Raw genomic sequence first — 24006 nt, 5'->3', positions numbered from 1 at the left:
AGGAATTGTCTTTTGAAATTTATGTTTAATGCTAAAAAGAAGATTACTTATTGTTTGTTTCAACAACAGGTTGAACTTTTAATAATTTTAACAATCGTCTTTCAATCCATTTGGGTAAATATTTTCCAAACTTGGAAATGAATTGTTTTCCTAAAATATAAATTGAAGAATAAAAGAAAACTTTATTCAAAAGGTAAACGGATGCCGTTAACAGAATGATTTTATTAGAACCCGATAGAATAAAAGGTAAGGAGAGATAAAGGAAGAAAGTAACAACAGCTAAGCCCAACAACACAAATCCAACAATTTTTTTTAACTCCATGATAATTTCAAATCTTTTTAAATTTAGATACTAAAGCAATTCTACGGCGCAATTTATAAATGGTTGCTAAAAAAATGAATTTAGAACTGTTAAAAAACTATAATACACTATTATTTAGACTAAAAGATATGATTTCATCTAAATTGTTTGATTGAATTCCATCCGTCATCTTTACTAAAAAACATGAAATTTCAGAAAGATGAGTGCTGATTATTGATGGTATTTCATTAAAAACACAATGAAATTTATACGCAAAGGTTTTAAATAAGGATGAACTAAAAAAAAGATGGTTTTATTAGGATATTACTGTTTTTTGCATTTATCTTTGTAGACAACAAATAAGAACAGGTATGGAAAATTTACAAATTATTCGACGACGCTTTATTAGATCTTTATCCAAACGATAAGGTGTAAGCTCTGGCATATTTAATTTTCCAAGCTTTCCATATCGGGAAGCATTTTTTTTGAATTTGAAACAACAGAAAAAAACATCAAATGATTTTATTTTACAACATACAACGACGAAGACAGAGCGCTCCTTTAGGAAAAGCGGTTGGTGTCGTATTGTCTTGTAATCAATGATTAGCAGCAATATTTAAAAGGCTTACCGTTTTTATCGGTAAGCCTTTTTTTTGAAACTATATAATCACAAATAGAAATGAAGCAAATTATCTATACACAAAGCCGACGCCATTTGCGTAGTAACTGTTACCCAGGGGGAACGGATGAGCTTGCTATTTCTGTTATTGAAATATCATAATTAACAAGCTTACTGTTTTCGGACGGTAAGCTTTTTTTGTATAAACTAAAAACTAAAAAAAATGAATTTTTTCAACTCCTTAGACTTTCGAAGACGCTGTTTTCGGGAACAAAACAACCAGACCGCAAGAGCGGATTTTTTTGTAGAATTAAATAACAGGTGGTTGTGCTTAACAGCAGTAGCACTTTTTTGGGAAATTTAGATTATTTAGAATAAAATGATAGATACTTCAATGGAAATTGAGCAAAAATTAAGTGTCATTATAGCAGGTTTAAGGCATTACGAATATGCCCAGGAAATTTGTGATATGATTGAGAGTGCTGCGAAAATCCGCGGTACCGGAATTGCTAAAAGAGAAGCTTTGTACATCGTACAAAAAATTCAGGAAGGAAAGGCAATTATTGCCTTTGATCAGGATAAAGTGATTGGTTTCTGTTATATAGAAACTTGGGAACACGGCAAGTATGTAGCTAATTCGGGACTAATTGTTGATCCTGATTACAGAGCTGTAGGTTTAGCTAAAATGATTAAAGCTAAAGCATTCGAGTTATCCAGAAAACGTTATCCTGAGGCCAAAATATTTGGACTCACCACCAGTCTTCCTGTAATGAAAATCAATTCAGAATTAGGATACAGACCAGTTACCTTTTCGGAGCTGACTACAGATGATACATTTTGGAAAGGATGCAGTGGTTGTGTGAATTATGACATATTGCAGCGAACCAATCGGAAAATGTGTTTGTGTACAGGTATGCTGTATGATCCCAATAAAAAGGATAAAAAGTAATTATTCTGAAAGGAAAGCAATTTAATCAATTTATCAACAAGATTTTGAAAATCTACAAATAACAATATAATGACATCAACTAAGAAAAAAGTAGTATTAGCATATAGCGGAGGTTTAGATACAACATACTGTGCACTTTATTTGTCTAAGGAGTTAAACATGGATGTGTACACAGTATTGGGGAATACAGGTGGTTTCAGCAATGAAGAATTAGCTGAAATAGAGAACAGGACAAAACAACTGGGAGTTGTTCAGCATGCCTCACTTGATATTACCGAAGAATACTACGATAAATGCATTAAATACATGATAATGGGAAATGTTTTAAAAAACAATACATATCCATTGTCTGTAAGCTCAGAAAGAGCATTTCAAGCCATGGCAATTGCTCAATATGCCCATTCCATTGATGCTGATTATATCGCTCACGGAAGTACCGGAGCTGGTAACGATCAGATAAGATTTGATCTTATTTTTAAAATAATGGCTCCCAATGCCGAAATTATTACTCCAACCAGAGATATGCAGTTGAGCAGGGAAACAGAAATCAATTACCTGAAAGAAAATGGCATTTCAGCCAATTTCGAAAAAATGAAATATTCCATTAATGCAGGAATCTGGGGTACAAGTATCGGTGGAAAAGAAACACTTACTTCAGATCAACCTCTTCCTGAAGATGCCTATCCAAAACAGGTTGTTAAAACCGAATCGGAGAAACTGACCATAGGATTCGAAAAGGGAGAATTGGTTAGTGTGAATGGAGAAAAAGTACAACATCCTTTGGATGCAATTAAAAAAATTGAAGCAATTGGTTCTCAATTTGGCATTGGAAGAGACATGCACATTGGTGACACAATTATTGGAACAAAAGGAAGGGTTGCATTTGAAGCTGCTGCGCCTTTAATGATTATTAAGGCTCATCAAACTCTTGAAAAACACACGCTTACCAAATGGCAAATGCATTGGAAAGAGCAAATTGCCAATTTTTATGGAATGTTGTTGCACGAAGCTCAGTACTTAGAGCCGGTAATGAGAAACATGGAGACTTTCCTTCTTGACACTCAAAAAAAGGTAACAGGAACAGCCATTTTAAATTTGAATCCAAAATATTTCTTTGTAGAAGGTATTACTTCACCTAACGACTTAATGACTGATTTATTTGGTCAGTACGGCGAAAGCAGTAAAGGATGGACAGCAGATGATGCAAAAGGATTTACCAATATTCTGGCTAATTCATTGAAGATCTATTACACCGTAAATAAACAGTAGTTATGGTGAATGTAGGAATTATAGGTGGAGCAGGGTATACGGCGGGAGAATTGTTGCGGATTTTAATTTGGCATCCACAGGCAAATATCAGTTTCGTGCAGAGTACAAGTCATATGGGACATCCGGTATCAGATGTCCATAGGGATTTGTTAGGAGATACAGATTTGTCATTTTCCGAAGCTGATTATAAGGCAATTGATGTTTTATTTATCTGTTCGGGACATGGGAAAACCAAATTGTTTTTGGAAGAGAATAATTTACCTGAGGCTGTCAAAATTATCGATTTAAGTACTGATTTCAGACCAAAAGCAAATGAAAAAGGTTTTGTTTACGGATTGCCCGAAATTAATAAAGCCAAAATTGCAAATGCTGATAAAATAGCCAATCCGGGATGTTTTGCTACATGTATAGAATTGGGATTATTGCCTTTAGCTAATGAAAGTAAATTGAAGGAGGAGGTTCATGTTACTGCAATAACAGGATCAACTGGTGCAGGACAGAATCCAACATCAACTTCACATTTTAGCTGGAAAAACAACAATGTTTCCGTATACAAAGCATTTACTCATCAGCATTTGGCTGAGATAACAGAAACGGTTTTGCAACTTCAACCCAATTTCGATAAAGAAATCAATTTTATTCCCGTTAGAGGAAACTTTAGCCGGGGAATAATGGCCACAATCTATACCGATTGTGATTGGTCTGCTGAAGAAGCTGTTGAGAAGTACAAAACATATTATAAAAATCATCCATTCGTTTCAATATCAAACATATCGCCCGATGTAAAGCAAGTTGTAAACACAAATAAATGTGTATTGTATCTTGAAAAACATGGTAGCAAGCTGATGATTATTTCAGTGATTGATAATTTATTGAAAGGGGCTTCTGGTCAGGCAGTTCAGAATATGAATTTATTATTCGGAATGCCGGAAATATTGGGATTGGGCTTAAAACCGGTTGGATTTTAAAAAAAGAAAGAAATGGAATTATTTAACGTATATAATTGTTACGATATAAACCTGGTTAATGGGAAAGGATCAAGCATATCTGACGATAAAGGAAATAAATATTTAGATTTTTATGGTGGACATGGTGTGATTTCAATTGGTCACAGTCATCCTCACTATATTTTCAGAATGGAGCACCAACTTCATTGTTTAGGCTTTTATTCGAATGCAGTAAGAAATGATATGCAGGAGAAATTAGCCAGCAAATTGGGTACACTTTCAGGATATGATGATTACAATTTATTTTTGTGTAACTCAGGAGCCGAAGCCAACGAAAATGCCTTGAAAGTGGCATCTTTTCACACAGGTAAATCGAAAATTGTTGCAATTAAAGGAGCTTTTCACGGAAGAAGCAGTGGTGTTTTAGCAATAACAGATAATCCCGCATTATCATCAGAATTTAATGTAAAACACGATGTTGTTTTTATAGAGATGAATGACATCCCCGCACTGGAAAAAACTCTTGGGGAAAATGACGTTGCAGCAGTGATTATTGAAGGAATACAAGGTGTGAATGGAGTTGTTGAACCATCGGTTGAATTCTTAAAATCTGCCGAAAGTTTGTGTAAAACTCACAAAGCAATGCTTATTTTGGATGAGATTCAGTCAGGCTATGGAAGAACAGGGAAATTTTTCGCACATCAGCATGCAGGTGTTAAGGCAGATATTATAACTACAGCGAAAGGAATGGGAAATGGATTTCCAATTGCCGGAGTAATTATCTCACCTGCAATAAAAGCATGGAGCGGAATGTTAGGAACAACCTTTGGGGGAAATCATTTGGCATGTGCTGCAGGAATGGCTGTTTTAGAGGCTATCGAAGAAGAACAGTTAATCGATAATGCAGACAGATTAGGAGATTATTTAATCTCTGAATTAAAAGATAATAAAGCAATAAAAGCAATAAGGGGGAAAGGATTAATGATTGGTATTGATCTTGAGGATATGCCTAAAATCAGGAAACAACTTCTTGAGGAATATGGAATTTTCACAGGATCATCAGGTAGTACAACACTTCGTTTACTGCCACCACTTTCAATTACCAAAAAAGAGGTGGATCAATTCATTCAAGCATTTCAAAAACTAACCCAAATTGTATTGACATGATAGATTTAACTGTTGTAAAAATTGGTGGTAACGTAATTGACGATACCGAAAAACTAAATGATTTTCTCGATGCATTTTCAAATTTAAACGGCAAGATTGTATTGGTTCACGGAGGTGGAAAACTAGCATCCGATTTAGCAGGCAAACTTGGAGTTCAAACCAAAATGGTGGATGGAAGACGCATAACTGATGCCGAAAACCTGAAGTTGGTTACCATGGTTTATGCAGGACTAATTAATAAGAATATTGTTGCTGCTTTGCAGGCTCGTGGAGTAAATGCAATGGGAATGTGTGGTGCCGATTTGGATTTGATCAGGGCTGAAAAAAGAAGCAATACAAAGGTCGATTTTGGTTTTGTTGGTGATGTTACAGCAGTGAATACCCTGGCTTTATGCAAGCAAATTGAATGCAATTCGGTTTTGGTTATTGCTCCGATTACTCATGATGGCAAGGGACAATTATTCAACACCAATGCCGATACAGTAGCAACAGAAGTAGCCGTTGCTTTAAGTCGTTTCTATAAGGTGAAATTGATTTATAGTTTCGAAAAACTTGGAGTATTAATGAATGCGGAGGATGACAGTAGTGTAATGCCTGTTCTTTCTGACGTAAAATGCTCCGAAATGGTGAAATTAGGTAAGATTAATACAGGAATGCTGCCCAAAACACAAAATGCATTTTATGCCTTATCAAAAGGAGTGGAAGAGGTTGTAATCGGGAATTTTGTTTCGATGGAGACAAATCATTCCTCAGGAACACAAATTATTAATTCTTAGCTTATGCATATGGATTTAAAAAAGTATACTGAAATAGCCTTGACCACACTTAAGCAATTGATTTCTATTCAATCATACAGCAAAGAAGAAAATCAAGTTGCAGATGTAATGGAGCAGAAACTAACTGATTTTGGATATCAGGTACACCGTAAAGGAAATAATGTATGGGCTTTCAATAAGGATTTTGATGATAAAAAGCCGGTTTTGCTACTAAATTCTCATTTAGACACCGTAAAACCTTCTGAAAAGTATACCAAAGATCCTTTCAATCCGGAGGTGTCCGACGGCAAATTGTACGGACTGGGGAGCAATGATGCGGGTGGCTGTCTGGTTTCTCTTTTCGCAAGCTTTCTGGCATTAGAGGGAACAAATCAGGCTTATAACCGTGTTTTTGTAGCATCTGCAGAAGAGGAAATATCAGGAACCGGAGGTTTTGAGCTGGTGCAGGAAGAAATAGGACGAATTGATGTTGGAATTGTAGGCGAGCCGACACTTATGGAAATGGCCATTGCAGAAAAAGGATTGATGGTGCTGGATTGCGATGCAATTGGTGTTCCCGGACATGCGGCCCGTAACGAGGGTGTTAACTCAATAACTATTGCAATGAGAGATATAGAATGGCTTCATTCTTATAAATTTGCTTTGGAATCTGAGATACTGGGAGCAGTAAAAATGACAGTAACACAGATCAATGCAGGGAAACAGCACAATGTAATTCCATCATCCTGCAAATTTGTAGTTGATGTTCGCACGAATGAGCATTATTCTAACGAAAAGGCATTTGCAATCATCAAAGAAAAGTTGGAAAGTAATGTTACAGCCCGATCCTTTAGAATGAATTCTTCAGGAATACCATTGGAGCACCCGTTAATTCAGACAGGATTGAACTTAGGCATGAAATATTACGGTTCTCCAACCACATCTGATCAGGCTATTATGAAGGGATTTCCAACCTTAAAATTGGGTCCGGGAGATTCTGCCAGATCTCATACCGCTGATGAGTTCATCTACATTGACGAAATTGAAAAAGGAATTGAAAAATATTATAACTTGTTGAACGGTTTGAAAATATAACCTCAGCTAAGTTAACAAGAAGTAAAAAACGGATTAAACACGAACACCTAACTTTAAAGAGAATTACTATGAAACTTTGGGATAAAGGCGTAAAAGTTGATAAAAAAATTGAACAATTCACTGTTGGAATGGATCGCGAATTGGACTTGCAACTTGCTGCGTTTGATGTGCTGGGATCGCTTGCACACATTGAAATGCTCGAATCCATCGGATTATTGGAAAAAACAGAATTGAAATTGATTCAGGAAGAATTACGGAAAATTTATTCCTCGATAAAAAACAATGATTTTGTGATTGATGATGGAACAGAGGATGTTCATTCTCAAATTGAATATCAGTTGACTTTAGCTTTAGGTGATATTGGAAAAAAGATTCATAGCGGCCGATCAAGAAACGATCAGGTTCTTTTAGATTTAAAGCTTTTTACAAGAAACAAACTGGAAGAAATTGTTCGGGAAGGAAGATTACTTTTTGATGAGTTGATTGCAAAGAGTAATGAGAATAAGGATGTCTTAATTCCTGGTTATACTCACCTGCAAGTAGCTATGCCATCCTCATTTGGCTTGTGGTTTGGAGCCTATGCCGAAAGCTTATCAGATGATATGATGGTGTTGCAGGCTGCTTATAAAGTGGTTAATCAGAATCCGTTAGGATCAGGAGCCGGTTACGGATCTTCTTTTCCATTAAACCGGCAAATGACTACTGACTTACTAGGATTTAGAGATTTAAGTTACAATGTAGTTTATGCACAAATGGGGCGTGGAAAGATGGAATTTACGGTTCTTTCAGCCTTGGCAAATATGGCTATGACAATTGGAAAATTAGCTATGGATGCCTGTTTGTATAACTGTCAGAATTTTAACTTTTTAAGTTTTCCTGATGAATTAACAACAGGAAGCAGTATCATGCCTCATAAAAAGAATCCTGATGTTTTTGAGTTGATTCGGGCTCATGCAAATGCATTGCAGATGTTGCCGGCACAAATTCAGGCAGTAACGTCAAACCTTCCTTCCGGATATCATAGAGACTATCAGCTTACAAAAGAGTTCTTTATGCCTGCTTTCGATAAAATGATTGCTTGTTTGGAAATGACACGAATAATGCTTTCCGAAGTGAAAATCAATAAAGATGTTTTAAAGGATGAACGTTATAAGTACATGTTTACAGTGGAAGAAGTGAACCAGATGGTACTTAACGGTGTTCCTTTTCGCGATGCTTATAAAAAGATCGGACAAATCGTGGAAGAAGGTACTTTCAAATACGAAGGTAAAGTGAATCATGTTCACGAAGGCAGTATCGGCAATTTATGCAATGATAAAATTGTAGATAAGATGAATGAGATTTTCGTTGGTTTTAATTTCAACAAAACCAAAGAGGCTTACATGAACTTATTGAATAGAATTTAGACCAGTTTAAAAGAAATTTATATTTAACCATTTTATAGAACTTTTATGTCAGGAGAGACAAAAGCTAAATTAATTTTACAGGATGGATCGGAGTATATCGGTACATCATTTGGTTACCAGGAATCCATTTCCGGAGAAATGGTGTTTAATACTGCAATGACCGGATATCCGGAGAGTTTAACCGATCCTTCGTACCGCGGACAAATTCTGGTTAGTACATTTCCTCTGATTGGAAATTATGGAGTGCCGGGGACATTGCAGGAAGATGATTTGTTTCGCTTTTATGAGTCGGAAAAAATTCAGGTGTCTGCATTTATTGTGTCCGATTATACCGAGGAATTCAGTCATTGGAATGCGAGTTTAAGCCTTGGAGACTGGATGAAACAACACAAAATACCAGGAATTTACGGTGTTGACACCCGAGCATTAACCAAAAAGCTTCGGGAGCAAGGCAGTATGCTTGCCAAAATTGTTTTTGAAGGCAAAGAACCAGAATGGAAAGATCCAAATCTGGAGAATCTTGTAGCTCAGGTAAGCACACCGGAAAAAATTGTTTACGGAAATGGAAAACACAAAGTAGTTTTGTTGGATTGTGGTGTGAAAAACAACATTATCCGTTGTTTATTAAAAAGAGATACCACAGTAATCAGAGTTCCACACGATTACGATTTTACTCAGGAGGAATACGATGGATTATTCATATCCAATGGTCCTGGTGATCCAAAACAAAATACAAAAGCAATCGCCAATCTAAAAACAGTTTTCGGTCAGGATACACCAATTATGGGGATTTGTCTGGGAACACAATTAATGGCTCTTGCTGCAGGTGCTGATACTTATAAGCTGAAGTACGGACACCGTAGTCACAATCAGCCGGTTGTACTGAAAGGAAGCAAGCGTTGTTTTATCACTTCGCAAAATCACGGGTACGCCATTAATATGGATACCTTACCAAAAGAGTGGGAGCCATTGTTTGTTAATGCCAATGATGGCACATGCGAAGGATTAAAGCACACAAACAAACCATTTTTTGCGTCTCAGTTTCACCCCGAAGCTTCCAGTGGCCCTACAGATACCGAATTTCTGTTCGATGATTTCATTAAAATGATGGAAGATCATAAAGGTAAAAGTTAAAAAGAGAAAGTTTAAAGTTGAAAAAAGCCTCATTATTCTTATTCTCCCTTTCAGGGGAGATGTCCGAAGAACAGAGGAGGGTATTTTTAAAGAAAAACAATTATCAATTAACAGCCAAAAGCGATAAGCTAATGGCTCTCAGCTTAAGAAAAATGATAAAAGACAACATAAAGAAAGTACTGGTATTAGGTTCCGGAGCACTTAAAATTGGTGAAGCAGGGGAGTTTGACTATTCTGGATCACAGGCATTAAAAGCAATGAAGGAAGAAGGTATTCATACTGTACTTATCAATCCCAATATTGCAACTGTACAAACGTCAAAAGGAATTGCCGATCAAATTTATTTTTTGCCGGTTACACCTTATTTTGTAGAACAGGTTATCTTAAAAGAAAAGCCTGATGGAATCCTTTTGGCTTTTGGAGGACAAACTGCATTAAACTGTGGTATTCAGCTTTTCAATGCCGGATTGCTAAAGAAATACAATCTTCAGGTTTTAGGGACTCCAATCGAGACCATTATTAAAACTGAAGACAGAGAGATATTTGCCAACGAGCTTCGAGGAATCGATGTAAAAACCCCACAGTCTTTCGCCGTTGAATCCATTCCTGAAGCATTAAAAGCGGCAGAAAAACTAGGTTTTCCAATTATAGTTCGTGCAGCCTTTACTTTAGGTGGACAAGGAAGCGGATTCTGTTCGAATATGGCTGAATTGGAGAAGTTGGCTGAAAATGCTTTGTCCTATTCAAGTCAGATATTGGTTGAGGAATCATTAAAAGGATGGAAAGAAGTAGAATATGAAGTGGTTAGGGATGCGTATGACAACTGTATTACAGTTTGTAATATGGAAAATTTCGATCCGCTGGGAATTCATACAGGTGAGAGTATCGTTATTGCACCATCGCAAACGCTGACCAATTCGGAGTATCACAAACTAAGATCATTAGCCATTAAAATTATTCGTCACTTTGGCGTTGTGGGAGAGTGTAACGTTCAGTATGCTCTTGATCCTAATTCGGAAGATTACCGTGTAATTGAAGTAAATGCCCGTTTATCAAGATCATCTGCATTGGCTTCGAAAGCTACCGGTTATCCTTTGGCCTTTGTTGCAGCCAAACTTGGTTTGGGTTATGCCTTGCACGAGCTTAAAAATGCTGTAACAAAAACAACAACAGCTTGTTTCGAACCTGCATTAGATTATGTAGTTTGCAAAATTCCACGTTGGGATTTAAATAAGTTTGAAGGCGTAACCAAAGAGATTGGTTCCAGCATGAAGAGTGTAGGGGAAGTAATGGCCGTTGGTCGTAATTTCGAGGAAGCCGTTCAAAAAGGTTTGCGTATGATTGGACAGGGAATGCACGGATTTGTTGGGAATGTTCATTCGAAGTTCGACGATGTTGATCAGGAATTAACGCATCCAACTGATATGCGTATTTTCTCTATCGCACAAGCTTTTGAAAAAGGATATTCCATTGACAAAATACATGATCTTACCAAAATTGATAAATGGTTCCTTAGCAAACTGGAACACATCACAAAATTGAAATGGGATCTTCAGAAATACAATAACTTACAGGAATTACCTGACACTTTACTAAAAGCAGCAAAAGTATACGGTTTTTCCGATTTCCAGTTAGCACGCTTTGTTTTGAAACCAGAGAGAACTGATATGGAATCGGAGCTTTTAGAGGTGAGGAAACACCGTAAAGCAAAAGGAATTGTTCCGGTTGTTAAACAAATTGACACACTTGCAGCAGAGTACCCTGCACAAACCAACTACGTTTATTTGACTTACAGTGGTGATGAAAATGACATTACTTATGCAGACGATAATCAATCCGTTATTGTGTTGGGTTCAGGTGCATACAGAATTGGATCATCGGTAGAGTTTGACTGGTGTAGTGTGAATGCGCTGAACGCGGTAAACAAAGAAGGATTACGATCGGTAATGATCAATTACAATCCCGAAACGGTAAGTACCGATTACGATGTGTGTGATCGGTTGTACTTTGATGAACTTTCTTTCGAAAGAGTATTGGATATTATCGATTTGGAATCACCCCGCGGTGTAATTGTATCGGTTGGAGGGCAGATTCCTCAGAACCTATCAATGCGTTTGCACAAGGCAGGTGTAAAAGTCTTGGGAACATCTCCTGAATCGATTGACAGAGCCGAAAACCGACAGACATTTTCAGCTATGCTTGATGAATTGAAAATTGATCAGCCTAGATGGAATGAATTAACCAGCAAGGAAGCGATTAATGACTTTATTGATGAAGTAGGTTTTCCTGTATTAATCAGACCAAGTTATGTGCTTTCCGGTGCTGCAATGAATGTGGTTTCGAACAAGGATGAATTAGGCCATTTTCTGGATTTAGCTGCGCAGGTATCGAAACAGTATCCGGTTGTTGTTAGTGAATTTATTCAGGAAGCAAAAGAGATCGAGTTTGACGGAGTAGCCAAAAATGGTGAAATTATTATTGATGCCATTTCGGAACATGTTGAGTTTGCCGGAGTACATTCGGGAGATGCTACTTTAGTATTTCCACCGCAAAAACTGTATTTCGAAACCATTCGCAGAATTCGTAAAATTGCTGGTAAAATTGCAAAATCGCTGAACATTACCGGACCTTTTAATATGCAGTTACTGGCAAAGGATAATGACATTAAGGTTATCGAGTGCAACCTGCGTGCAAGTAGAAGTTTTCCTTTTGTTTCGAAGGTAATGAACTTTAATTTTATCGAAACTGCCACTCAGGCAATGTTAGATGTTCCTATTCCAAACAATTTACCTTCGATGTTCGAATTGGAGCATATTGGGATAAAAGCCTCTCAGTTTTCCTTTTCAAGATTGTCAAAAGCAGATCCGGTTTTGGGTGTAGATATGTCATCAACCGGTGAAGTTGGCTGTATAGGAGCTGATTACTACGATGCAATATTAAAAGCAATGTTATCAGTTGGTTACCGCATACCGAAGAGTGCAATCCTAATCAGCAGTGGTCCTATTCGCTCGAAAGTGGAACTTTTAAAAAGTGCGAAGATGCTTGAAGAGAAAGGACACAAATTATATGGAACAAGAGGTACCGCAAAATTCCTGGAAGAGAACGGAATTACCATCGAAAGTGTAGGTTGGCCCGATGAAGATGTTGAAATAACAGCTCAGAATTTGATAAAAGAACGCAAAGTTGATTTGGTGATTAACATCCCCAAAAACTTAAGCAAATCGGAGTTGAATAACGATTACCTGATCAGAAGAACTGCCATCGACTTAAACATACCATTAATCACCAACGCGCGTTTGGCTTCAGCCTTTATCTATTCATTCTGCAAAAAATCGATAGAAGATTTAGGAATTGACAGTTTCAGCGATTACGTAGATCAAAAGCAGGAGTGGTAAAATATAACTTTTGGTACTCTCACTCTAAGTGAGGGTATCAATTCTTTTAAAAGCTTATTGCTTTTCGGCAATTTGCAAACCTGATAGCATTGTAATACTTTATATTATTTTAGCCCCGGCAGTTTTTAAAACCTGTCGGGGCTTTTGTGTTGATGCATCCCTTACAATGAAATAAGAATTTCCCTACCTATAGGGAAGGTCTTTCCCTTGCACAAGGGAAAGGTATTGTCTGGTGCAAGGGAAAAGTTTGGAGCAGTGCAAGGGAAACTATCCTGATGAAATAGGAGGAGCTTAATAAGTAAAATAAAAGCCGGATCAACCGGCTTTCTATGTACTATTTTACGCTAAGAGTTTTGTCGTGATACCCAATGGTAAGCTTTTTGTTGTTTTTGGCAATACACCTTACCTGTAATTCGTAATTGCCGGCAGTTAATTCAGGAATTTGAAAAATTTGAGTGCTGTCGGTGTTGGTTACATATACCGCAACCCGATATTCTGTGCCATCTTCAGCAATCAGGAATATTCCTTGATTTTCGTCCGAAGTATCCATTTTTAATCGTTTTCCCTTTAATTCACCCACACCATTAGGCAGAAGACTGTTTGTTTCCTGACCAATGGAATGATCCGTAAAGCTATAGATATCTATGATGGTTTTCTTACGATCAATTTTGTGAAGTTTACTCGAGTCAGCAACGGCCTTCAACAATACGCCCGGTGATGATTTAAAACGCAGTTTGTGACGGGATCCATCAAAGCTGTCATCCCAATTAGTGAACACTCCGGTAATACTTGGTGAAATATTTAGTAACGGCGTATTGATGGAATAGCCTTTTTCCAAATTCTCTGTTACCACAGTTTCAATACGCTTAAACATACTCTCAGCTTCGTATGGGGTAATTCCAGTGCCTTCGGCACAAACATTCTTTAATTAAATCTTCGCGGGTTAAAACACCAATTGGCGAAGGTTTGGCAATGCAGTCGTCCGGAGCATCTGTTAATGCATTTAAGTGCAAATAATATTCAATCATCTTAATAAAGTATTGGTTTTTATTTTTAAAATATTTTTTGAATGTACATTATAATTACATTATGAACAAACTATATAATATTAATATGCTAAATTTTAATTTATATGGATTACAAAAACGCTTGTATGCCCTTTTGAAATTGCAATACAGAAGCTGAAATAAAGTAAGTTCAATTCAAAATGTATTTGGTATTGCTTACTGATAATAAAAAACAAACATAACTGTGTAAGATATTTATCTTATATATATTTTAAATAATAGGGTAGTTGTGTTTTGCAAATTGAATCAATCATTTGTATTATAAGGCATATATTTTTATATAAAAAAAAGTATATATTTAATATAGTTCAATGCTAATGAATATAGTACTTTGATGAATATACAAATGCTTATGAGAGATAATAACTAATAAAGTTTATTGCTTTTTTGGGTTACCTTTTGGCTTTATGGGGAATAAAGGGGTAGTAATTGATTTGTTATTTTGAAAACAGTGAGTATTAAGACTAAATATTCATTCAAAATTTATTCGATCTATTATCAAGTGATAACTATTTAAAAATTTACTTATGAAAACAAAATTTTACTCTTTTTGGGTATGTGCCATTGCTCTTACCCTGGTTTCAACATTTAACGCTTTATCTCAAAAGCGGGAACACATTAAGATCGATCCGAATAATCGAAGCGACAAAAACGAGATGACACTGAAATCATCAGTTGGCAACGATTATGTGCTTGATTTTACGTTGAACTCTTACGATCTTAAATGGATTGAAGCAGAAAATGCCTATAAGGTTGAAGCAAATGGTATGGGTGATATTCTTGAAAAAGGAAATCCGGCACTGCCTCGTTTCGCCCGGTCCATAATGATTCCTGCCAGTGCCGATATGCAGGTCGAGATTGTTTCTTCAGAGTTTATAGAACTGACCGATATTAAAATTATCCCTTCAAAAGGGAATCTTACCAGAGATATCGATCCTAAAACAATTCCCTATCAATACGGAGAAATTTATCAGACTGATGCATTTTATCCATCAGTATTAGCTTCGATGAATGAACCGTATATATTGCGAAGCGTTCGTGGCCAGGCAGTTGTTGTTCAGCCAATCGCTTACAATCCTGTTCAGAAAAAGCTCAGGATTTATACTCACATTGAGATGAAGGTGAGTCCAAGCGGAAGAATATCAACAAAAAATGCAATGTCAGGTACAAAATCAACTACTGCAGATAATGGTTTCGAAAAAGTATATCAAAACCATTTTTTAAATTATACCAGTAACAGCACCAAATACACGGCTCTTAATGATGCTCCGGGAAACATGTTGATTATCTGTTATGATGATTTCATGGACGAGATGGCTGATTTTGTGGCTTGGAAAAAACAAAAAGGAATATCAGTTGAAATGATTGCTGTAAGTACAATTGGTAATGCTTCGGCAATTAAAACCTATGTAAGCAACTACTACAACACTCATGGATTGACCTATCTTTTATTGGTAGGCGATGCTCCGCAGGTTCCTACATCATATACCAGTGCCGGCGATTCGGATAATAATTATGGCTTTATTGTTGGTAATGATCACTATATCGACATCTTTGTGGGGCGGTTTTCTGCCGAAAACGCAAGTCAGGTAACAACTCAGGTTGATAGAACGATTCATTACGAGAGAGATGTTACTACCGCCGACACATGGCTGTCTTCAGGAGTAGGAATTGCCTCGAACGAAGGTTCCAATCCTTCTGATGCTGAACACATGAATACCATCGAAAACAAATTGGAAGGGTACGGATATAGTATCTCCCGCTGCTATCAGGATGGAGGAAGTGCAAGCCAATTGACCAGTTTGCTGAATTCCGGCAAAAGTTTAATCAATTATGTAGGTCATGGTTCCAATACCAGTTTTGCGAGTATGGTATACACAAGCACCAATGTAAATAGCCTGACCAACAATAACAAGCTTCCCTTTATTTTCGATGTGGCTTGTGTGAATGGAAACTTTAAATCAATCACCTGCTTTGCCGAAGCATGGTTAAGAGCCACAAACAATGGTGTGCCTGCAGGAGCTATTGCAATTTGTGCTTCTACCATTAATCAATCGTGGGTGCCGCCTATGATAGCCCAAACTGAGATGAATGATATTTTAGTGGAGAGTTACGCCAACAATATTCGTAGAACCTTTGCCGGTTTGGCTTTGAATGGAATGTTTAAAATGGTTGATGTTTACGGATCGGGTGGAGAAACCATGTTGGATACATGGACCATATTCGGAGATCCATCTTTACAGGTTAGAACCAAAACTCCCGGCAGTCTGCAAGTAAGTCATGCAGGCACCATTGCTCCCAACAGCAATCAATTAGCAGTTACTTGTGCAACCGAAGACGCATGGGTTTCCCTGACCTTAAACGGCGAAATTTTGGGGACAGCAAAAACCAGCAACGGAACGGCAACAGTCTCTTTCAGTCCCTTACCTGCAAGCGGAACAGTGAAAATTACAGTAAGTGCCTATAATAAAATGCCTTATGTGGCAAGCATAAATATTTCAGGATCGGGAGATACCGATGTAATTGCCAATTTTACGGCAAACAAAACCTCCATTTATGAAGGAGAAAGCATTAGTTTTACTGATTTGTCATCAAACAATCCAACGGCATGGAACTGGTCTTTTACAGGAGGAACTCCAACTGTAAGCAGCTCTCAAAACCCAACTGTAAGCTACGATACAGAGGGAACCTATTCTGTTTCATTAACTGCGTCTAAAACAGGTAGTACAGATACAAAAACAGTCACTGATCTGATTACAGTAAGTACTCCAATTCAGCAAGATTACTGCGAAGCAACAACAAACGGATGCAGTTCATATGAATATATTTCGGGTGTGGTATTCGAAACAATCAATAATAATTCAGTCTGTAATCAATATTCCGATTACACATCGCAACTGGCATCTGTTGAGCCAGGCGGGACTTATGCCGTGACTGTTAATATTGGTCGTCCGGATACACGCAATTACGTAACCGTTTGGTTCGATTGGAACCGGGATGGTGATTTTGAGGATGCAGATGAAGAATATGCGTTAAGTTTTAGTATTAGTGGTGGACTAGGCCAGGCAGTAGGTGCCGTTTCGGTTCCAGATGATGCAAGTTTAGGAACAACACGAATGAGGATTCGTGTTACCTATAATGCAACGCCCTTGGCTTGTGGAAATGCAAGCTATGGCGAAATAGAAGATTATGGAGTACAAGTACAGGATAGCAGGAGTGAAAGAGAACGGGCGATTGCTGACAATGTAACAATCAGCCTCTATCCAAACCCAACCCGTGATTTTTTTAAAATAGAACTAAACGGCATTTCAAGCACAATGAAAGTAAAGATTATTGGCCTTACAGGAAATGTAATTCGAACATTCAATACCGATGGATCAAAAGAAATTGATGTGAGTAGTTTGAGTACCGGAATATATATGGTACAGGTAGATGCTGATGGCAAAAGCTGGACAAAAAAATTAATCGTAAAGTAATAAATTGATATGCTTTATAATCTTGAACTGCTGAGATTCCCGCTCAGCAGTTCTTTTTTTATATATTCCTATTGTAATAAGAAGTTGAAACACTTATTTTAATTGCGGTTTCTTCAAATATTACTAGATTTAGCCTTTCAATAAAAAAACAATTTAATGGTGAATTACATATACAATCTAAAGTTTAAAGTACGCGATTACGAGTGTGACATTCAGGGAGTTGTAAACAACTCTGTTTATCAGAATTACTTGGAACATGCACGACATGAGTTTTTAGAATCCATAGGAACTAATTTTAAAGCATTGCATGAACAGGGAACAGATGCTATGGTTTCGAGAATTGAGATTGACTACAAAACTTCACTAACCAGCGGCGACGAATTCGAAGTACGCTTAAACATTGAACGGGAAGGAGTGAAGTTGGTCTTTAATGAAGATATCTATCGTTTATCTGACAACAAACTTTGTGCAAAGGGGAAAGTATATACAATCTGTCTGGTAAAGGGCCGTCTCTCGAAAGGAGAAGTTTTCAACGAACTGTTTGCAGAATATCTGGCTTAGATAAAAGGAATTTTAACAAAAAAAAGGATCAGCAACCAACTGATCCTTTTAAACTAAAATTTAACCTTAATCTCAATCTATGATAAAACTACTTATTCTTATTTCTAAACCTATGCACCAAAGATAAAGCATAGCATGGTTAATAGCTGCTAAGGAACGTTAAATAAGATTAAAAGAATACTGTATCCGCGATAGAATCCTATCTGCCAATTCGCAATATATAGCTTGGGTTACTATTTTTTTTGATTTTTTTCAAATCTTTCTATAACTTGCAAGTAAGAAAACCTTCCGTTATTAAATACCACCAAAATTTCAGGACATCACAATTGTAACGTATAGCATGCTTCGCGCGTCTATACTTAAGTATTGTGAAATTCTAAATTAGAAATCATGTTTGATCTGGATAAGTGGCAGGAAATTTTTGAAACCATTCGAAAAAACAAACTCCGAACTATTCTTACCGGTTTCAGTGTATCCTGGGGTATTTTCATGTTAATTATTTTACTGGGATCGGGTAATGGTCTGCAAAATGGTGTTTTGGATCAATTCAAACAAGACGCTGTGAATAGCCTCTGGATTTACAGTGGGAGAACCAGTCTTCCATTTAGCGGCATGAAGGCTGGCCGAAGAATTCAATTTACCAATGATGATTATCAAAAAACAAAAGATTCCGGCTTGGATATTGATAAAATAAGTTCCAGGTATTCCATTTTCAGGAACAATTTAATTTCTTACAAAACAGAGTTTGTCAATTACAATATTATTGCAGTTCACCCGGATACAGAGACTTTAGAGAGCACTTCGAATATAAAAGGGCGCTTCTTAAATGATATAGATGTTAAAAATTTCAGAAAAGTAGTAGCCATTAGCACTGTAGTTGAAGAAGCCTTGTTTAAAAGAGAAAATCCTATTGGTAAATACGTAAAAATAAACGGAATTCCATTTCAGGTTATAGGAACTTTTACAGATTACTCAGAAAGGGATTTGCAGCGCGTTTATGTTCCCATATCTACGGCTCAAAAAGTATTCAACGGAGCCAATCGAATATCAAATATGTCTTTCACAACAAATACTCCGGATATTGAATCACTTCAGGCCATGGAGCAGTATTTAAGAAAATCATTTGCAACCCGGCATAAATTTGATGTGACAGACAGAAGAGCGATGTGGATCAATAACAATATGGAAAACTATCAACGGACAATGGCTCTGTTTTCCGGAATTCGAATTTTTGTTTGGATAATAGGCATATTTACAATTATTGCAGGAATTGTAGGAGTCAGCAACATCATGATAATTGTTGTGCGTGAACGCACCAAGGAAATAGGAATCCGTAAAGCATTGGGAGCTACTCCAAATTCAATAGTTGGTTTGGTGTTACTCGAATCAGTTTTAATTACCAGTGCTGCCGGATATATTGGCTTGGTTCTAGGGGTAATACTACTGGAAGTACTGGCACCACATACTCAAATAGAGTTTTTTATGAATCCGTCAGTCGACTTAAGCGTTGGCATACAGGCAACTTTAGTACTCGTTTTTGCCGGCTTGCTGGCTGGTTTTTTTCCGGCATGGAAAGCTGCTAATGTTAGACCAATAGAAGCTTTGGCTCACGAATAAAAATACTAATCTGAAAATAATAACAGAATGTTTGATCGAGATAGATGGACTGAAGTATATATGGCTCTTAAAAGCAATAAATTAAGAACCTTTTTAACTGCATTCGGTGTTTTTTGGGGAATTTTCATGCTTATTATTATGCTGGGTTCCGGGAAAGGACTTGAAAATGGTGTGTATTATGGAATGGGGGATTTTGCTACAAATTCAGTTTTTATCTGGACCCAACCAACAAGCAAACCCTATAAAGGATATAAGCAGGGACGCAGGTATCATTTTACGAATCAGGACACTAAAGCGATTCTGGATAATATCCCTGAAGTAAAACTGTTGGCGCCCAGAATTCAGGCACGTGGCGGTGATGGTGATAATAATGTCATCAGAGGTTTAAAAACCGGCGCTTTTAGTATTCTTGGTGATGTCCCTGAAGTGAACTTAATTGATCCGGTAATCATAACCGATGGCCGATTTTTGAATCAGGTTGATATTAATGATACCCGAAAAATTGCGGTAATTGGAGAAAGGGTGATTGAGGTATTGTTTGAAAAAGATGAAAATCCAATAGGCGAATATATTAAGCTTAATGGTGTTTATTTTCAGGTGGTTGGCACTTTTAAATCTATGCACAATCAAGGATGGGGAGAATGGCAGAATCAATGCATTTTTATCCCCTTTTCAACGCTTCAAAAAACATATAATTACGGGAATAGAGTAGGCCATTATTCCATTACATCTAAAAGTGAATATACCGCAACCTATGTTGAAGAGAAAGTTAAGGCTTTACTAAAAAGGCGTCACTCAGTTCACCCGGATGATGATCGTGCAATAGGCAGCGAGAATATAGAAAAGGAATTTATTAAAATTAATAATCTATTTATTGGTATAGCAGGATTAATTTGGATTGTAGGTATAGGAACACTTATTGCCGGGATAATTGGAGTCAGTAATATTATGCTTTTTATTGTGAAGAAGCGTACAAAAGAAATAGGAATTCAAAGGGCTTTAGGAGCTTCTCCATCGGTAATTATTAGCTCTATTTTAACTGAGTCGGTTGTTTTAACCGCAATTGCCGGATGGTTTGGACTTGTTTTTGGGGTGATTATTTTGGAACTTATAAATAAAGCCATTCAAAGTGGTGGTGGCGATAATTCCATGTTTACAAATCCAGAGGTAGATTTTAATGTGGCAATAATTGCTCTGGGAATTTTAATTCTCGCTGGAATTTTTGCCGGGATAATTCCAGCTAAACGGGCAATGGAGATTCGTCCGATCGACGCAATCCGCGATGAATAATTGAAGGGCTTTACTTTCATTCGTAAAATAGCTTCTGTAATTTTAATTATAGAAGCTATTTTCTTGACCAATGCCTCCTGAAAGCTTGACATTAAGGATGTTTCATTATTTTTAGTGGAAGAATAGTAAGGATTCGTGGAATCAATAATAACATTCGGAGAACTTTTCCTTTGTCAACTCATACAAACCTAAGGTGTTATTGTACTTCACATCAGGGAGTTATATTGCCTTTACATCGAATTAAATAATTAAATATAATATTTGAATGGTTGATAGTACCTACTTTATTATATGTAATTTTTGTAGTTTTACACTTACGAAGGAATATTGATAATAAATTCAAATAATTAATAAATGAAAAGACCTTTACTCTTTGTAGTACTTTTTTTATTATTATTTGTATCGGTTGTAATAGGAACATTCAGCCGGTTATCGGCTGGTGGAAATTTAAAAGATGACTTTTGGGGGGAACTTCCGGCACCTCCTTCGCCAACGAATGATTTGCCCTGTAATGCAACACCTCTTTCTGTTAGTTCAGCTTGTTCATTAGCTCAATATAATAATATTGATGCTACTGATAGTTGGGTTACCGATAATACGATACCTGTTCCTTCATGCGGAAGTTATATTGGCAGCGATGTTTGGTTTACTGCTGTCGTTCCAAGTTCCGGTGAAATGGTAATTTTAACATATTCTGACAGAACATCAGGGTGGCTTGACAAAGTAAATTTTGCAGTATATAGCGGATCATGTACAGGTTTAACTGAAATAGGCTGTTATACTCCAACCAGTTCAGGCTTGTATATTACAACTGCTGTACTTTCTGGTAGAGCAGCAGGAGAAATTCTTTACATTAGGGTATACGATCAAGAAAATACTATAGGTAATTTTCAAATTTGTGCTTCTGGTCCATGTGGTGATATTATTGCTGATGCAGGTTTAGGAGGGGAATCCTGTGATTTAAATTTTAAATTTAGTGGTACTGCACCAATCAATGGAACAGGTACCTGGTCTATTGTTTCAGGTCCAGGCTCCGCGAGTTATTCCAATGCTGCTGATCCTGCCACTATTGTTTCTGTAACGGCACCTGGCACCTATAGATTTGCATGGACTGTTGATAGTGGAACTTGTTCTGATGCTGATTTGATAGATGTTATTTTTAGTCAGCCCGTTTTTTCGGCCCCAGAGGATGACAAAGATCTCTGTAATACTTTAAGCAGCACACTAACAGTGCTAAGTGCGAGTGTTGGAAATCCTGAATGGAAACAAACTTCGGGTCCAGGTATTGCTGATATAGTTACTCCAAACTCCTTTTCTTCAAATGTAAATGTTAGCGAGTATGGTGTTTATGTATTCACACTAACAGTTATTAATGGAACTTGTTCTGCTTCAGATGATTTAACGATTGGTTTCTATGAAGAACCAACAAAAGCAGGTATTGTCGGAGATATTAGTAATTGCGGAACATTAACAAGTGATCCTCTTGGTGGAAATACGCCTACAGTTGGAACAGGTGTTTGGTCTAAGATTTCAGGCCCTGGAACTGTTGTTTTTAGTGATATCAACTCTGGGAGTTCAACTGCAACAGTTAATGCATATGGCACATATGAATATCAGTGGAAAATAAGTAATGGACCTTGTACTGCGAGTGCTGCAACTTTAACAGTTACATATTTCGATCCTCCAATTGCTGATGCGGGTACAGGAGGCGATGAATGTGATTTGAATTTTTCTTTATCTGCAGTTCCGAGTCTTGGAACAGGAACATGGACAAAGACAGGTGGTTCAGGCAATGCTGTTTTTTTACCAAATGTTAATTCTCCAAATGCAACAGTAACAGTTGATGCCTACGATACTTATCAATTTACCTGGACAGAGGTTAGTAATGGTTGTTTGGACAGTGATGCAGTGAATGTTAACTTTTATGAACAGCCAGTTGCAAATGCCGGCTCAGGGGGAAATGAATGCGACTTGAATTTTTCTCTTTCTGCAACGCCAAGCATGGGAACAGGAACGTGGACAAAACAATCAGGTACAGGGAGTCTTAGTTTTGTTCCTAATGCCAATGATCCCAATGCAATAATAACCTCAGATACATATGGAACTTTTACATTGAGATGGACTGAAGTAAATGGAACCTGTTCCGATTTTGATGATGTAGTTGTTAATTTTTATGAGCAACCAGTTGCAAATGCAGGTTCAGGAGGCGACGAATGTGATTTGAATTTTTCTTTATCTGCAGTTCCGAGTCTTGGAACAGGAACGTGGACAAAGACAGGAGGTTCAGGCAATGCTGTTTTTTCACCAAATGTTAATTCACCAAATGCAACAGCAACAGTTGATGCCTACGATACTTATCAATTTACCTGGACAGAGGTTAGTAACGGTTGTTCAGATAATGATGCAGTGAATGTTAACTTTTACGAACAACCAATAGCTGATGCAGGTTCAGGAGGAAATGAATGTGACTTGAATTTTTCTCTTTCTGCAACGCCAAGCATGGGAACAGGAACGTGGACAAAACAATCAGGTACAGGGAGTCTTAGTTTCGCTCCTAATGCCAATGATCCCAATGCGGTAGTAACCTCAGATACTTACGGAACTTTTACATTGAGATGGACAGAAGTAAATGGAACCTGTTCCGATTTTGATGATGTAGTTGTTAATTTTTATGAGCAACCAGTTGCAAATGCAGGTTCAGGAGGCGATGAATGTGATTTGAATTTCACTTTATCGGCAACACCAAGTATTGGAACAGGAACCTGGACAAAGACAGGAGGTTCAGGCAATGCAGTTTTTTCACCAAATGTTAATTCACCAAATGCAACAGCAACAGTTGATGCCTACGATACTTATGAATTTACCTGGACAGAGGTTAGTAATGGTTGTTTGGACAGTGATGCAGTGAATGTTAACTTTTATGAACAGCCAGTTGCAAATGCCGGCTCAGGGGGAAAT

At 37.2% G+C, this 24006-nt stretch carries 17 protein-coding genes; 14 read left to right on the top strand and 3 right to left on the bottom strand.

Translation table 11 applies throughout. From position 1 onward, the window contains the following. Positions 1–43: 43 nt before the first annotated feature. Complete coding sequence (locus GQR60_RS14470) at positions 44–322, bottom strand: hypothetical protein (RefSeq protein ID WP_124993613.1); 279 nt, start codon at positions 320–322, stop codon at positions 44–46. Positions 323–1299: 977 nt separating this feature from the next. Between GQR60_RS14470 and GQR60_RS14465 the strand changes: the two genes are divergently transcribed. From GQR60_RS14465 to carB, 9 genes are all read left to right on the top strand, one after another. Beyond that, positions 1300–1869, top strand: coding sequence for a GNAT family N-acetyltransferase (locus tag GQR60_RS14465; RefSeq protein WP_225441428.1), 570 nt, complete (start codon positions 1300–1302; stop codon positions 1867–1869). 69 nt (positions 1870–1938) lie between these two features. Continuing rightward, positions 1939–3138 carry an argininosuccinate synthase gene (locus GQR60_RS14460; RefSeq protein ID WP_124993612.1) on the top strand — a complete coding sequence of 400 codons (1200 nt, stop codon included), beginning with the start codon at positions 1939–1941 and terminating at the stop codon, positions 3136–3138. Positions 3139–3140: 2 nt separating this feature from the next. Then, entirely contained in the window at positions 3141–4106 is a 966-nt protein-coding gene (gene argC / locus GQR60_RS14455) for an N-acetyl-gamma-glutamyl-phosphate reductase (protein WP_124993611.1), read from the top strand. A 12-nt stretch (positions 4107–4118) separates the two neighbouring features. Further along, the gene (locus tag GQR60_RS14450; protein ID WP_124993610.1) at positions 4119–5252 is read left to right on the top strand and encodes an aspartate aminotransferase family protein; all 1134 of its coding nucleotides are present in this window, start codon (positions 4119–4121) and stop codon (positions 5250–5252) included. Then, complete coding sequence (gene argB / locus GQR60_RS14445) at positions 5249–6028, top strand: acetylglutamate kinase (protein ID WP_124993609.1); 780 nt, start codon at positions 5249–5251, stop codon at positions 6026–6028. The genes GQR60_RS14450 and argB overlap by 4 nt, the downstream gene beginning before the upstream one ends. A gap of 3 nt (positions 6029–6031) precedes the next feature. After that, positions 6032–7102, top strand: coding sequence for a M20 family metallo-hydrolase (locus GQR60_RS14440; RefSeq protein WP_225441427.1), 1071 nt, complete (start codon positions 6032–6034; stop codon positions 7100–7102). Positions 7103–7170: 68 nt separating this feature from the next. Further along, a complete protein-coding gene (argH, locus tag GQR60_RS14435) occupies positions 7171–8508 on the top strand; it encodes an argininosuccinate lyase (RefSeq protein WP_191991628.1) in 1338 nt (445 codons plus the stop codon). A gap of 45 nt (positions 8509–8553) precedes the next feature. Continuing rightward, on the top strand, positions 8554–9642 hold the full coding sequence (gene carA / locus GQR60_RS14430) for a glutamine-hydrolyzing carbamoyl-phosphate synthase small subunit (protein WP_124993607.1): 1089 nt from the start codon (positions 8554–8556) through the stop codon (positions 9640–9642). 152 nt (positions 9643–9794) lie between these two features. Further along, positions 9795–13037: a carbamoyl-phosphate synthase (glutamine-hydrolyzing) large subunit gene (gene carB, locus GQR60_RS14425; protein ID WP_191991627.1), complete on the top strand. Its 3243-nt coding sequence runs from the start codon at positions 9795–9797 to the stop codon at positions 13035–13037. Between the two features lie 334 nt (positions 13038–13371). Here the strand turns inward: carB and GQR60_RS14420 are convergent, their stop codons facing one another. Next, positions 13372–13911: a DUF4469 domain-containing protein gene (locus GQR60_RS14420; RefSeq protein ID WP_124993606.1), complete on the bottom strand. Its 540-nt coding sequence runs from the start codon at positions 13909–13911 to the stop codon at positions 13372–13374. Positions 13912–13915: 4 nt separating this feature from the next. Beyond that, positions 13916–14065 carry a hypothetical protein gene (locus GQR60_RS14415; RefSeq protein ID WP_154675808.1) on the bottom strand — a complete coding sequence of 50 codons (150 nt, stop codon included), beginning with the start codon at positions 14063–14065 and terminating at the stop codon, positions 13916–13918. A 566-nt stretch (positions 14066–14631) separates the two neighbouring features. On the opposite strand from GQR60_RS14415, the gene GQR60_RS14410 reads away from it, so the two are divergent. The 5 genes from GQR60_RS14410 to GQR60_RS14390 all read left to right on the top strand — a co-directional run. Beyond that, positions 14632–17580, top strand: a complete 2949-nt coding sequence (locus tag GQR60_RS14410; RefSeq protein ID WP_124993605.1) for a C25 family cysteine peptidase — start codon at positions 14632–14634, stop codon at positions 17578–17580. A gap of 156 nt (positions 17581–17736) precedes the next feature. After that, positions 17737–18141 carry an acyl-CoA thioesterase gene (locus GQR60_RS14405; protein WP_191991626.1) on the top strand — a complete coding sequence of 135 codons (405 nt, stop codon included), beginning with the start codon at positions 17737–17739 and terminating at the stop codon, positions 18139–18141. A 390-nt stretch (positions 18142–18531) separates the two neighbouring features. Continuing rightward, complete coding sequence (locus tag GQR60_RS14400; protein WP_124993604.1) at positions 18532–19758, top strand: ABC transporter permease; 1227 nt, start codon at positions 18532–18534, stop codon at positions 19756–19758. A 27-nt stretch (positions 19759–19785) separates the two neighbouring features. Continuing rightward, entirely contained in the window at positions 19786–21048 is a 1263-nt protein-coding gene (locus GQR60_RS14395; protein WP_124993603.1) for an ABC transporter permease, read from the top strand. A 354-nt stretch (positions 21049–21402) separates the two neighbouring features. Further along, on the top strand, positions 21403–24006 hold a 2604-nt coding region (locus GQR60_RS14390; RefSeq protein WP_148096540.1), incomplete at its 3' end, for a hypothetical protein.

Origin of the sequence: Labilibaculum euxinicum, assembly GCF_009795715.1 — a bacterium.
In the GTDB taxonomy this organism is placed as follows: Bacteria; Bacteroidota; Bacteroidia; order Bacteroidales; family Marinifilaceae; genus Labilibaculum; species Labilibaculum euxinus.
The sequence above is the reverse complement of the archived record's forward strand: the minus strand, read 5'-3'. Positions and strand labels throughout refer to the sequence as shown.

What these genes read in the sequence shown, in the direction of transcription:
- GQR60_RS14470 (WP_124993613.1), bottom strand. Translation starts at nt 322, where the DNA reads ATGGAGTTAAAAAAAATTGTTGGATTTGTGTTGTTGGGCTTAGCTGTT.
- GQR60_RS14465 (WP_225441428.1), top strand. Translation starts at nt 1,300, where the DNA reads ATGATAGATACTTCAATGGAAATTGAGCAAAAATTAAGTGTCATTATA.
- GQR60_RS14460 (WP_124993612.1), top strand. Translation starts at nt 1,939, where the DNA reads ATGACATCAACTAAGAAAAAAGTAGTATTAGCATATAGCGGAGGTTTA.
- argC (WP_124993611.1), top strand. Translation starts at nt 3,141, where the DNA reads ATGGTGAATGTAGGAATTATAGGTGGAGCAGGGTATACGGCGGGAGAA.
- GQR60_RS14450 (WP_124993610.1), top strand. Translation starts at nt 4,119, where the DNA reads ATGGAATTATTTAACGTATATAATTGTTACGATATAAACCTGGTTAAT.
- argB (WP_124993609.1), top strand. Translation starts at nt 5,249, where the DNA reads ATGATAGATTTAACTGTTGTAAAAATTGGTGGTAACGTAATTGACGAT.
- GQR60_RS14440 (WP_225441427.1), top strand. Translation starts at nt 6,032, where the DNA reads ATGCATATGGATTTAAAAAAGTATACTGAAATAGCCTTGACCACACTT.
- argH (WP_191991628.1), top strand. Translation starts at nt 7,171, where the DNA reads ATGAAACTTTGGGATAAAGGCGTAAAAGTTGATAAAAAAATTGAACAA.
- carA (WP_124993607.1), top strand. Translation starts at nt 8,554, where the DNA reads ATGTCAGGAGAGACAAAAGCTAAATTAATTTTACAGGATGGATCGGAG.
- carB (WP_191991627.1), top strand. Translation starts at nt 9,795, where the DNA reads ATGATAAAAGACAACATAAAGAAAGTACTGGTATTAGGTTCCGGAGCA.
- GQR60_RS14420 (WP_124993606.1), bottom strand. Translation starts at nt 13,911, where the DNA reads ATGTTTAAGCGTATTGAAACTGTGGTAACAGAGAATTTGGAAAAAGGC.
- GQR60_RS14415 (WP_154675808.1), bottom strand. Translation starts at nt 14,065, where the DNA reads ATGATTGAATATTATTTGCACTTAAATGCATTAACAGATGCTCCGGAC.
- GQR60_RS14410 (WP_124993605.1), top strand. Translation starts at nt 14,632, where the DNA reads ATGAAAACAAAATTTTACTCTTTTTGGGTATGTGCCATTGCTCTTACC.
- GQR60_RS14405 (WP_191991626.1), top strand. Translation starts at nt 17,737, where the DNA reads ATGGTGAATTACATATACAATCTAAAGTTTAAAGTACGCGATTACGAG.
- GQR60_RS14400 (WP_124993604.1), top strand. Translation starts at nt 18,532, where the DNA reads ATGTTTGATCTGGATAAGTGGCAGGAAATTTTTGAAACCATTCGAAAA.
- GQR60_RS14395 (WP_124993603.1), top strand. Translation starts at nt 19,786, where the DNA reads ATGTTTGATCGAGATAGATGGACTGAAGTATATATGGCTCTTAAAAGC.